The 11,372-nt window shown below is 43.3% G+C and carries 12 protein-coding genes; 3 read left to right on the top strand and 9 right to left on the bottom strand.

The annotated features are described in order from the left end of the window. Positions 1-414: 414 nt before the first annotated feature. From FTV29_RS11540 to FTV29_RS11530, 3 genes are read right to left on the bottom strand one after another with little or no spacing between them, the layout of a single operon-like run. Positions 415-1,491 (bottom strand): DUF6670 family protein, encoded by a 1,077-nt coding sequence (locus FTV29_RS11540; RefSeq protein WP_159138922.1) that lies wholly within the window; start codon positions 1,489-1,491, stop codon positions 415-417. An 18-nt stretch (positions 1,492-1,509) separates the two neighbouring features. Next, the gene (gene pssA / locus FTV29_RS11535) at positions 1,510-2,331 is read right to left on the bottom strand and encodes a CDP-diacylglycerol--serine O-phosphatidyltransferase (protein ID WP_005108642.1); all 822 of its coding nucleotides are present in this window, start codon (positions 2,329-2,331) and stop codon (positions 1,510-1,512) included. Positions 2,332-2,370: 39 nt separating this feature from the next. Beyond that, a complete protein-coding gene (locus FTV29_RS11530; RefSeq protein WP_005094045.1) occupies positions 2,371-3,228 on the bottom strand; it encodes a 23S rRNA (adenine(2030)-N(6))-methyltransferase RlmJ in 858 nt (285 codons plus the stop codon). A 118-nt stretch (positions 3,229-3,346) separates the two neighbouring features. Here FTV29_RS11530 and FTV29_RS11525 point away from each other — a divergent pair, with 118 nt between their 5' ends. Continuing rightward, positions 3,347-3,949, top strand: coding sequence for a 2OG-Fe(II) oxygenase (locus FTV29_RS11525; RefSeq protein ID WP_100357803.1), 603 nt, complete (start codon positions 3,347-3,349; stop codon positions 3,947-3,949). Between the two features lie 70 nt (positions 3,950-4,019). Continuing rightward, on the top strand, positions 4,020-4,547 hold the full coding sequence (locus FTV29_RS11520; RefSeq protein WP_100355120.1) for a hypothetical protein: 528 nt from the start codon (positions 4,020-4,022) through the stop codon (positions 4,545-4,547). A gap of 90 nt (positions 4,548-4,637) precedes the next feature. Here the strand turns inward: FTV29_RS11520 and FTV29_RS11515 are convergent, their stop codons facing one another. The 6 genes from FTV29_RS11515 to FTV29_RS11490 form a co-directional block, all read right to left on the bottom strand. Further along, positions 4,638-4,895, bottom strand: coding sequence for a DUF2789 family protein (locus FTV29_RS11515; RefSeq protein ID WP_005094049.1), 258 nt, complete (start codon positions 4,893-4,895; stop codon positions 4,638-4,640). 116 nt (positions 4,896-5,011) lie between these two features. Beyond that, on the bottom strand, positions 5,012-5,266 hold the full coding sequence (locus FTV29_RS11510; protein WP_035337452.1) for a DUF2789 family protein: 255 nt from the start codon (positions 5,264-5,266) through the stop codon (positions 5,012-5,014). A gap of 88 nt (positions 5,267-5,354) precedes the next feature. Further along, the gene (locus FTV29_RS11505) at positions 5,355-5,615 is read right to left on the bottom strand and encodes a DUF2789 family protein (RefSeq protein WP_180072983.1); all 261 of its coding nucleotides are present in this window, start codon (positions 5,613-5,615) and stop codon (positions 5,355-5,357) included. A 174-nt stretch (positions 5,616-5,789) separates the two neighbouring features. Next, positions 5,790-6,776 carry a malate dehydrogenase gene (locus tag FTV29_RS11500; protein WP_180075523.1) on the bottom strand — a complete coding sequence of 329 codons (987 nt, stop codon included), beginning with the start codon at positions 6,774-6,776 and terminating at the stop codon, positions 5,790-5,792. A 167-nt stretch (positions 6,777-6,943) separates the two neighbouring features. Continuing rightward, positions 6,944-7,582, bottom strand: coding sequence for a ribonuclease I (locus FTV29_RS11495; RefSeq protein ID WP_159138919.1), 639 nt, complete (start codon positions 7,580-7,582; stop codon positions 6,944-6,946). A gap of 31 nt (positions 7,583-7,613) precedes the next feature. Then, on the bottom strand, positions 7,614-9,548 hold the full coding sequence (locus FTV29_RS11490) for a lytic transglycosylase domain-containing protein (protein WP_180040701.1): 1,935 nt from the start codon (positions 9,546-9,548) through the stop codon (positions 7,614-7,616). Positions 9,549-9,882: 334 nt separating this feature from the next. On the opposite strand from FTV29_RS11490, the gene miaB reads away from it, so the two are divergent. Next, positions 9,883-11,340 carry a tRNA (N6-isopentenyl adenosine(37)-C2)-methylthiotransferase MiaB gene (miaB, locus tag FTV29_RS11485; protein WP_159138917.1) on the top strand — a complete coding sequence of 486 codons (1,458 nt, stop codon included), beginning with the start codon at positions 9,883-9,885 and terminating at the stop codon, positions 11,338-11,340. Positions 11,341-11,372: the final 32 nt, after the last annotated feature.

Here is an 11,372-nt window from a genome sequence, read left to right as displayed (position 1 = left end):
CAATCTTGGCTCATCAATTTTCTGACAAATATTTCTCAAATAAACTTCGAGTCATTTCTACCATCAATCAATGAAAATAATTTCGATCGATCAACCAGTAAAAATCCACACAAGTTGTTCTTCATAATCTCTTAATGATCTTCTTGCTGATTCATCACCAGCAAGCTAGGTCGGCTATATTACTCTCTATCTCTAGAAAGTCAACCAGTAATGAAAACTATTTTTAAACTTTCTTTCTAAAACCCAACTCAATCAGTCTTAACTAAGTCACTGTTTTATCAGAAGTTTTAATCTTCATCACCGCCGATGGATGTGCATTCTACAGGATCCCCAACCCAATACAACCCCTATTTTTAAATAATTCAGCAAAAATATCACGACTGTTTATTTATTCTACAAAAATCGCGATTTTCTTCATTTCTTGAGCAGTAAAGGGACTGAATTGGATAAATGACTTAATCTTTTTTCTGTTTTATTCTGTTCCTGAAAGCGTAAAGGCCGACAATCTATGTATTCACAATAGCCCCCTTCCCCACTTTCGGTTTCTTCATTTATTTTCACTTGATAACTAAAACTTCCTACATAGCCCGCTGCCAGGCCAAATTTAAAATCTCCACGACTTTGCCCTTGTACCCAGATACAAGTACCGTCTGCATTTTCATAACACCATTCAAATTCGCGCGGCAAATACATACTCTGCCCATTAGGTGTCGTGACACACGGATAAACACGATGAACTTTAAAATAAACTTTTCGATCGAACATTTGGGTCCGCATGTTTTTTAAATCACGGAGATATATCCGCGACTGAACAATACGATTAAAACCATCCCGAATCTGCGCCAACAACAGTTGCCTGTTTTCACTGAGATTAATAATTTGATAAGTCAGGAAGGCCAAAGGTAGATAAGGAAAGTTAAAACTCCGCGCGTATTCAAAGCTTCCAAGACCATCGATCGTATATTGCTGCGCTTTATAGTTCACCGTTCCCTGACAATGACATAGCAAAGACCAGTGATCTGCCAAGGAAAACCGCATTTGGGTAAAATGAGAAATCAGTTGAGTGGTTTGAATATTTAAATCAAAACTGAGTTCCGAGTCAGAACGCTGCAAACGAAAATTTGGAAAACTTCCGCTCAATTGCTCACGATCCAGAAACTGAAACAGACCTGATCTAAAATGACAGTCCTGCTTGACCGAATAGTGATGCAATTGTCCCACCATATGTGGGCTCGAACTGCAAATCACGGTGGCGGTGTCTAAGGCTGTGGTTTCGATTGCACTCGGGTTTGCCAGCATGGGTGCATTGGGTTGCCCGATAATACTCAGAAAGTTTAAATAATAGAGGGGTGCCGGAAGCCCGGGGATCATCAAACCCTGATGAATAATTTTATATTTTGAGGTGGGGCCATGATAGGCGGGATGGCGCGAAACAGTAGGAGTCTGATTCAGCTGTTTCGAACGATCTAAAAAATCTTGAAGAAACCGCATCTCAGACTCCTTATCTTTTTATAATGTACTCGATCTTTTTGCCATAAAGGTGGTTACAAAACCAGACAAGGCATAGAGAATAGAAATGACCAGAATGCCGACAGGAATATTATAAGTCATCGCTGCAAAGACGAATACGGCAATTGGTAGGACAAAAAATGGAACCCGTTTACGTTCTACAGTTTTAAATGAATAGTATTTGATATTGGAAATCATCAACAAGCCTACCGCAATGATGACCACTGCATTAATGACCTGAAGAGAAGGTTCACGAATATCAAAGATTTCTGGAAAATCCAGACCGACCCAGACCAGTGACACAATCATGATGGCAGCCAGAGGACTTGCGACACCAATAAAATAACGTTTATCGACCACACCAATCTGTACATTAAAACGTGCCAGACGGAAAGCAGCACATGCGGTATAGACAAAACAGGCTGCCAGACCAATACGGCCCAAATCACTTAAGCCCCAGCTATACATCAAAATAGCGGGAGCTACACCAAAAGCCAGCATGTCAGAAAGCGAGTCAAACTGTTCACCAAACGGACTTTGTGCACCAATGGCACGTGCCACACGGCCATCTAGTCCATCCAGCAATGCCGCAATAAAGATCGCATAAATCGCTTGTTGAAAATCACCATTCATACTGGCAATAATCGAGTAGAAACCTGACAACAACGCTGCTGTTGTAATCAGGTTCGGCCATAGATAGATGCCTCGACGCTTAACTTTTTGCCCTTCCTGAGTATGCTCCTCTTCTTCTACCTCAAAGGTGATGCCATCAAAAGGCACTTCAGTTGAAGAGTCGCGTTCCGGTTTGCTTATATTTGTCATTCTTGACGATCCTAGCTATGACCTGATCTTTGAAAAAAATTATTCGCCCACTAACCAGCGAACTGCAGCGTGACCACCATTTTCACTCATGCGAAGATGCGGGAATAACCACTGTAGCGCTTCATCTGCATCTTCAGAGAATTTCCAAGGCGGGTTAATCACCAGCAAACCACAACCGTTCAAGCCGACAGGGGTATCATCCGGCCATACACAAACTTCACACACCAGTTGACGGCGGATACCAGTCTTGAACATTTTCTTCTCGAAGCGTTCGATCATGGCACGGTCTTTAATTGGATACCAAACGGCAAATACACCTGTCGGCCATTTCTTATACGCGGCAACCAGCAGCTCAACCAACTGCGGAAAATCTTTACGTTCCAGTTCATATGGCGGATCGATCATCACCAGACCACGTTTTTCTTTCGGCGGAATCACCCCCAAAAGACCTTCATAAGCATCACGCTCATGCAAACCGGCACGCTTGTCAAAAATATTATGACGAAGTTGCTGAAACACATCACGCTGCATTTCAAAAATAGTCGCTTTATCAATCTCGCGCATACCTTCAAGGGCAAACCAAGGTGAACCGGGATAAGCACCCTTACCAAAGTTTTCACGCATTTTCTCAACAACTTTCAAATATTGTTGTACGCCTTCAGGTGCATTACGCTTGATCGAGTCATCCAGTTTAACAAGACGATGAATACCGTTTAAGAACTCACCTGATTTTTGCGCTTCAGCAGTCGATAAATCATATTTACCCGCACCACCATGTGTATCTACATAGCGATAAGGTTTGTCTTTTGCATTCAGTCGAGTCAACAACTGAAGCAATAAAACGTGCTTCATGACATCGGCAAAGTTGCCTGCGTGGTAAGAGTGACGGTAATTCATGTTTCATTAATTCCTAATATCAACAGCTATTTTAACATGAAAAATAGTTTCGTTCAGGCACGATTCTTACACTAAAATAGCGAACCTGTTTTGCCACACTATCGAGAATTGAAAAAAAATGGAAGCTGTTATCATCCCAGGGGATTGGAATGTTGATCAAATCTTAGATGATTTAGATCAACATGGCTTTAGTATTGTTGACGATGCTTATTCTAGCGAATATCAACATGCGGTAAGTCAGGAATGCTTAAGCCACTTAAACGAATTTCGTAATGCAGCCATTCAAAATGGCGTCGTCAGCAACATCCGTAGTGATCATATTCTTTGGTTACGACCTGAATTTCAAATTTCCCACCTACACACCCAAACCCTGCAACAGTTTTCTCAAGCTTTAAACCGTGCGTTTTATTTAGGCATTAAAGAAATCGAAGCACATTTTGCCTGCTATCACGCTGGCGAGTTTTATGCGCTGCATCGTGACAATCCTCAAGCTAAAAATGGCCGAATGATTTCCAGTGTGTATTATCTGCATGAACAATGGCAGGCAGATTGGGGGGGTGAATTGCGTCTGCAAGATAAAAATGGCCAGTGGCATATTATTCAGCCACAGCCGAACCGGATTGTACTGTTCCAGAGTGATTTGTTACATGAAGTTTTAATTTCCAAACAGCAACGTCTATCCATTACGGCCTGGTTAAGAAGCGATACAGCCTTAATCTAATGCTCGCTCATGCTTTAAATTTATTTTTTTAACCTCATATAGCCATTATTGAGAAATGAGGATTGCGTTGATGCGATTAACAACCAAGCAGATTATTGAGCGACTGGGTGAAACTGACCAATTGTACTTAAAAGGCAATACGCCAGAATTAACGCTTGAACGTGCTGATCTTCGTTTACAGCTGGTGACTTTAAGTGAGCTGCGTCAGGAACAGCGACATTTCCTGCAAGAAGCGATTGTCTTACTTGAACAAGGCCGGGTGGAATTTGAAGAAATGCCGCTGCGCATGTATATCAATTTATCCTTGCATCTGGCCAAGGCTTATATGATGTTTTTTGAATTGACCAAAGAGCAGCATTTTGCCCTGATTACCCAGCAAATTCTTAAGCCGATGGCCAGTTATGAACATGGCGATATTTATTTTTTACTGGCCTATGCCAGTGCCAGTAAAAATGAGCCGGCCCTGACACGTCACTGGTTAGGTAAATACACCAAAACGGCTGAATGTGAACTGGAGTTGTTGCAGCAGCATCATGCCTTTAGTGATTATCGTCAGCAGGAATGGTTTATCAAAATATTAAAAAGTAAAATGCATTAAGCTTAACAGCGTCAAAGAAAACGCCTCATTTAAGGCGTTTTCTTTTGAGCATCACTTTCATTTTTTAAGTAATACCAAGATATAACACAGTTAAGCAGGCTGACGTCTGTAGGCATCCATGTGTAATTGCTGGTTCAGCTCATCCACCCAGATTGCCCAATCATCATCCTGTACCAGATGACTAATCAATAATGAACGCTGGGATTTATTCCAGAATGGTGCCTCATGCAAGGACAGGCCTGCTGGAAGTTGATGAGTCCGGATATACAACTCAATGGCAGCAGCGCTATTGGCCAGACCGAGTTGAGAAAATAACATTTCTAAGGATGGTTGGTTCTTCATGAGCATGTCGCCCTCCTTATATCAGATAAATTGTAATTATTTATAGATCTAACTTATAAGATAAGACAAAAAAAAACCTAGTCATTTGACTAGGTTTGTTGTTTCTTTTTGTAGACTATAATTTAAACACCTTGCTTGTCACTTTCGACATGTAACAGCTGGTTCAGTTTATCAATAATCACAATCCATTCATCATCTTGATGCCAGTGCTCGCGTAAGAATGCACTTTGGCCCTCACTCCAGAATTCGGCATCCGGTAAAGCGACTTCAGATGGCAACTGATGGGTATGGGTGAATTCATTAATTGCGGCTTCATCAGCAGGCAAACCCAATTGTTCAAATAATAATTCTAAAGTTGGCTGTTGTTCGAACATGATCCACTTGCTCCTGTTATATGCTCTAAACTAAAAATAAGACCTTTACCATCCCTAAAATAAGAACTGGCATAAATCCTTAAATACTCATTTATAAATCACATGACCCAGAACCTTGGGCTTCGCTATGTAATTGTTCATTCAGGACATCAACTAAAATTGCCCACTCATCATCTTTTTTCCACTGACCAATCAGGAAATCATGCTGGGATTTCGACCAGAACGGCGCCTTGTGCAAAGGCACGTCCAGGCCAATTTGATGGGTCTTAATAAACTCATCAATCGCCTCGGGACTCGAGTCCAATCCAAGTTGCTGAAAAAACATTTCTAACGTTGGGTGTTGATCAAACATCTTCTTCACCTCGCCTTTTATTGGATTATTTATGTTTTTTAGCTTAGTCCAAGCCTAAGCAAGATTCAGTTGCTGCTGCATCACAGCATGTTATTTTTTGTTCATCAAAAAAATAGAGATATAAAAAAAGCACCCCGAATGGAGTGCTCTTTCAACTTAATCTAAACGATCAAATTATTTAAGCATGTCAGCAATCGCTGCGCGCTCTTCTTCAAGTTCGTTCAATGTAACATTGATACGCTCACGGCTGAACTCGTCGATTTCTAGACCTTGAACGATTTTGTATTCACCGTTCTCAGTCGTTACAGGGAAACCGAACATAACGCCTTCAGGAATACCGTAAGAACCGTCAGAAGGAATACCCATGGTTACCCATTCGCCATTTGTGCCAAGAGCCCAATCGCGCATATGATCGATTGCAGCGTTTGCAGCAGAAGCAGCAGAAGACAAACCACGCGCTTCAATGATGGCAGCGCCACGCTTACCAACAGTCGGAAGGAATGTGTTTGTATTCCAATCTTGGTCGTTAATCATGTCTTTAACGCTTTCGCCATTAATTGTAGCGAAACGGTAGTCAGCATACATTGTTGGAGAGTGGTTGCCCCAAACTGTAAGATTTTTGATGTCTTTAACCGCTTTACCGGTTTTAGCAGCAATTTGAGATGCAGCACGGTTGTGGTCAAGACGTAACATTGCAGTGAAGTTTTTCGCTGGAAGATCTGGAGCAGATTTCATCGCGATGTAAGCATTCGTGTTCGCAGGGTTACCTACAACAAGAACTTTAACGTCACGGCTCGCAACTTCGTTAAGTGCCCGGCCTTGACCGATAAAGATTTCGCCGTTCACTTTAAGCAGATCAGCACGTTCCATACCTGGACCACGTGGACGTGAACCAACTAATAGCGCGTAGTCAGCATCTTTGAATGCAACTTTAGGATCATCAGTACCGATCATGTCTTCTAGTAGCGGGAATGCACAATCTTGAAGCTCCATCATTACGCCTTTTAGCGCTTGCTGAGCTTTCTCAAAAGGAACTTCGAGCAATTGCAAAATCACTGGTTGATCTTTACCTAGCATTTCGCCGCTTGCGATACGGAATAATAGGCTGTAACCAATTTGACCTGCAGCGCCAGTAACGGCAACACGAACTGCTTGCTTCATCTAATTATCTCCAATTGAGGATATTCAACGCGATTAAATAGTTAGTATTTAATCTAATAATCGTAAACGCGAAAGATTGTACTCCAATCCTTTGCCGGATGCATATAAAAGAGGACGGATTTCATCTAAAGTCTGATAGGAAATATAAATTAAACCGGCAAAAAAGCTCAGTATGTTCCTTTTATTGTGACAGTTTTTGGGCATGTATTAATAATGTTGGCAGGACAGGATTTATAATTGCCATTTTTGTGATAACAGACTTTGATCGAGGTCAACACGCTGCTAGCTTGAGTAAGCTGGCAATTAAATCTCAAAGCATTGGCGGGTAATTGCGGATTAATTCTCACAAATTTCACACGCAGCGCATCGACTGATATGGTGATATTTTCCTGTTCAGTCAGCTCTGCCGGCACTTTAAGCCGGTCTGCATAATTGATAATCGTCCGGAAATATTGGCTGGCATTCATTGGAACACAGCCGCCGATGTTGCGCCACAAAATGGTCCGGGTATTTTCATCTGGCATGACTCTGGCCACTACCTTGGACTGAAGCGGTGAAAGTTTCGCAGAGCTATTGGTGGTACAGTTTTCTGACGTAGCCTGAGGATATAAGCCGGAAATATTCAAGGAATAACCTTCTAGACATTTTCGTTTCTTTGCATATTCAGGGTACAGGCTACACAAAGCCGGCACCATTTCTACATCCATAACATAGTCTGTCGGCATGGCGAATGCTGCCGGACTGCTGCCCAAAAACACAAGCGCTGCCCATTTCCCCCAAACTCGACGATCCTTCATTATTTTCATGAATAAATCACCATCCCCAATAATTTTAATTTTATTGTGTATTACGTAATGGTATCAGTTGCATACGCTTACCCACGGACTGTGCACCCTGTCCTAACAAGAGACCGTAATGTGTGGCATTGGTCATGACATGTTTCACATAATCCCGAGTTTCAAGTAAAGGAATACTTTCAGTATATTGATCTGCTGCCATGCCCTGAAATTCCGGCTGCCAACGGCGGGCACGGTTTGGTCCGGCATTATAGCCTGCGGTTGCCAAGACTGGGCTGTTGCTGAGCTGACGCTGAATGGTCGATAAATAAAAGGTGCCATAACGGATATTGGTATTCATATCGGTCAAAGCTGCCGGATTATAAGCCTCACCCATTTGACGCGCCACCAGCTTGGCAGTATCTGGCATGATTTGCATCAGGCCACCGGCACCCACATGTGAACGTGCCACGGTATTGAAACGGCTTTCCTGACGCATCAAGCCATAAGCCCAAGCCGGATCGATCCCGGCATTGCGGCTATGACTGACCACGTAATTCTGGTGCGGCATTGGATAACGATAATTGTAGTTATGTTTGTTCACGGTGCGGTCAGCTGCATAAATGGCCCGATCATGCCAACCCATGTCCATGGCACGCTTTGCTGCGGCCAGCAACAGCTCATCATCTTTCTTCAGATAGGCCTGACGCACTGCCCAGTTCCATTCACGGTTAATGTAGTTATTCGGTGCACTGATATTACGTAGCGTGAACGCACGACGGAAATGAATATCCTGATTCAAACGTTGCATGGCCTGATTCGATGGCTGAATTGGATTGGGTGTGCTCGCAGTCAGCTGTCCCAACTTGTCGCGTGCCAGAAGATTGTGATAATCATCCCCGGCGGCCAATGTACGATAAATACTCTCTGCAGTTTTCTTTGAACTACGATCTGCACGCTGCTCACTGGCACGGGCCAGCCAATATTGCCAGCGATCTTCCTGTTTCTGATTGACGCTCATGGCATCAATCGCACGGATTAGGCTTTCCCACGCACTAAAACGGATGGCCTGACGCGCATAAATCTCAGCTTCTTCCGGACTAAATGGCAGACCATAACTGGCATCAAAGGCATTTAACACTTCCCGGTTAAAGTTGTTCTTCATGACTGTGGTTCCACCGACATACCCCACAGCTCGGTATAAGGCACGTTGTACTTGTACCGGTGTGCCTTCAGCAGTCCGTTTCACAATGGATAACGCCGAGTCCAGATCACTATCTGCCAGACGTCCCAGTGCATAAATCAGATAAGCATGTTCTGCCGCACTGTTTTTCGGTGCAGACCATAAATAATTGGTTGGATTGGCCTGAATCGAATTGAGTTGTGCTAAAGACAGATTCAGACCGATTCCTTGCGCAGTGGCAATAGCCTGACCTGACTGACCGGCACGCAATTGTACCCAAAGTCGCTGTTGGCGGTCTTCTGCCGTCATTAAAGGGCTAGAAAGCATCATTCGACCAAGTCCAGTACAAGAATCCGGTTGGCTATTGGTGGTTAGCCAGACCTCTTTAAACTCGGCATAAACCAGCTCATCACCGGCTTTGGCACGAACTTGTGCTACGGCACAGGCTTCAGCTGGATCAGCATTGGTCACATAAGGCAATACCGGTTGAGCCGTGGTGAAATCTGCCATTTTGACTTTTTCTTCGACATAGTCCGCTGCCAGCTTTTCAGCCATCGCAGATTGCGGGTAGCGCTGAGCAAAACTGACAATTTGGCTGGCAGGTTGCAAGGCAAGATTCTGGTTTAAAATCCAGTATTCCGGATAATAGCCTAAAGCATCATTCTGCATGGACAGGCGATATTGTTGTAATAATTCAGTATTACCTGAATTGGCCGCACGTAAGGCATCGTTAAATTGCTCTTCAGCTGCATATGTACTTGCTGAACCGATACACGCCACACTTAACGTAATTAATTTATAATATTTATACATATTTTCAGTGTGTTTCAACATCCCTTTGCCTTCTCTCATCGATTCTGTGCCTAGCCTATGTTGCTTATCATAAGAGCTTTGTTGAAATATTATAAGCAACTGTATTGTTCAGTTATGTAACCTTATGATTAAGCAATATTAATCTACAGACAATTTTTACCCATAAATCAATATTTTTCCACGTTTAATTTAAGCTATAAGTTTAAGCGACTTTCCTGCTAAAATATGCGCCTTCCCATATTTCAGTCCGTGAATTGAATTGTTATTCACCTGTTTGATGCGTCAATCAGGCTGTTCGTTCACTCTTTCAACGTATTACCTTGTAGGAGCCTACATGACGGTTCAAACCTTCATTCCGAATGGTGCCCCAGCTGCCTCAGAAAACACTGTTACCCAGCCAGCGCACACCCCTGTCCATGAGATTGCAGTAAAAAAACTGTATATCGAAACGCAAGGGTGTCAGATGAATGAGTACGACAGTCACCGTATGGCAGACCTGTTAGGCGATTCTCATGGCTATGTGCTGACCAACGATCCTAAAGATGCCGATATTCTGCTGATGAATACCTGCTCGATCCGTGAAAAAGCCCAAGAAAAAGTGTTTTCCGAGCTGGGTCGCTGGCGCAAACTGAAAGACAAGAATCCGGATCTGATTATCGGGGTTGGCGGCTGTGTGGCGTCTCAGGAAGGCGACAACATCCAGAAACGTGCCAATTATGTCGACATGATTTTTGGCCCGCAAACCCTGCACCGCTTGCCACAAATGCTGGATCAGCATTTTGACCAGATCGAAAAACCGAAAAAAGAAAAAATCAAACTGGTAGATATCTCCTTCCCGGATATCGAAAAATTCGACTTTCTGCCTGAACCGCGTGTTGAGGGCTATAAAGCCTTTGTTTCGATCATGGAAGGCTGTTCAAAATATTGTTCGTTCTGCGTGGTGCCTTATACCCGTGGTGAAGAAGTGTCTCGCCCACTGGATGATGTATTGGCTGAAATTGCGGGTCTGGCAGAAAAAGGCGTGCGTGAAATTTCCCTGCTGGGTCAAAACGTCAATGGCTATCGTGGTGAAACCTTTGAAGGCAATATCTGTACTTTTGCCGATCTGTTGCGTTTAGTCGCGGATATTCCGGGCATTGGCCGGATTCGTTATACCACTTCGCATCCACTCGAATTTAATGATGACCTGATCCAGTGTTATCGTGACCTGCCACAAATGGTTTCGCATCTGCATTTGCCGGTACAAAGTGGCTCGAATGATGTGCTTCAGGCCATGAAACGTAACCATACCATCGATGTCTATATCGAGAAGATTAAAAAGTTACGCTCAGTTCGTCCCGATATGCATTTATCTTCAGACTTTATCATTGGCTTCCCGGGTGAAACCGATGAGAACTTTGCAGAGACCTATCAGTTTATTCAGGATCTGGATTTCGATCATTCTTATAGTTTTATCTATTCAAAACGTCCGGGTACGCCTGCCGCAGAACTGGAAGATACCATTCCGGAAGATGTCAAAAAAGAACGTCTGGCCAAAGTTCAGCAATGGATTAAACGCTCGAGTATTGACAAAACGGATGCCATGCTCGGTAGCATCCAGCGGGTACTGATCGAGAAAGTCTCTGATAAAGATCCGAATATTCTGGTGGGTACGGCGGACAACACCCGTTATGTCAACTTTATTGGTGATCCTGCCTGGGTAGGTCGCTTTGCCGAGATCGAAGTGACCGAAATTAAAACTTTGAATTTAGTTTATGGTGAACTCTTGAATCTTGAGCCTGACGTGGCGTAATGTAGAGCATATAACGTACACTTCATAAGGAA

The sequence above is a fragment of the Acinetobacter sp. YH12254 genome, from assembly GCF_013417415.1.
Lineage (GTDB): Bacteria > Pseudomonadota > Gammaproteobacteria > Pseudomonadales > Moraxellaceae > Acinetobacter > Acinetobacter pseudolwoffii.
This window is presented reverse-complemented; position numbering and strand designations above follow the sequence as displayed.

Bases quoted from the DNA above. Each gene is read 5' to 3' on its own strand.
- FTV29_RS11540 (WP_159138922.1), bottom strand. From the start codon at position 1,491: ATGCGGTTTCTTCAAGATTTTTTAGATCGTTCGAAACAGCTGAATCAG.
- pssA (WP_005108642.1), bottom strand. From the start codon at position 2,331: ATGACAAATATAAGCAAACCGGAACGCGACTCTTCAACTGAAGTGCCT.
- FTV29_RS11530 (WP_005094045.1), bottom strand. From the start codon at position 3,228: ATGAATTACCGTCACTCTTACCACGCAGGCAACTTTGCCGATGTCATG.
- FTV29_RS11525 (WP_100357803.1), top strand. From the start codon at position 3,347: ATGGAAGCTGTTATCATCCCAGGGGATTGGAATGTTGATCAAATCTTA.
- FTV29_RS11520 (WP_100355120.1), top strand. From the start codon at position 4,020: ATGCGATTAACAACCAAGCAGATTATTGAGCGACTGGGTGAAACTGAC.
- FTV29_RS11515 (WP_005094049.1), bottom strand. From the start codon at position 4,895: ATGCTCATGAAGAACCAACCATCCTTAGAAATGTTATTTTCTCAACTC.
- FTV29_RS11505 (WP_180072983.1), bottom strand. From the start codon at position 5,615: ATGTTTGATCAACACCCAACGTTAGAAATGTTTTTTCAGCAACTTGGA.
- FTV29_RS11500 (WP_180075523.1), bottom strand. From the start codon at position 6,776: ATGAAGCAAGCAGTTCGTGTTGCCGTTACTGGCGCTGCAGGTCAAATT.
- FTV29_RS11495 (WP_159138919.1), bottom strand. From the start codon at position 7,582: ATGAAAATAATGAAGGATCGTCGAGTTTGGGGGAAATGGGCAGCGCTT.
- FTV29_RS11490 (WP_180040701.1), bottom strand. From the start codon at position 9,548: ATGTATAAATATTATAAATTAATTACGTTAAGTGTGGCGTGTATCGGT.
- miaB (WP_159138917.1), top strand. From the start codon at position 9,883: ATGACGGTTCAAACCTTCATTCCGAATGGTGCCCCAGCTGCCTCAGAA.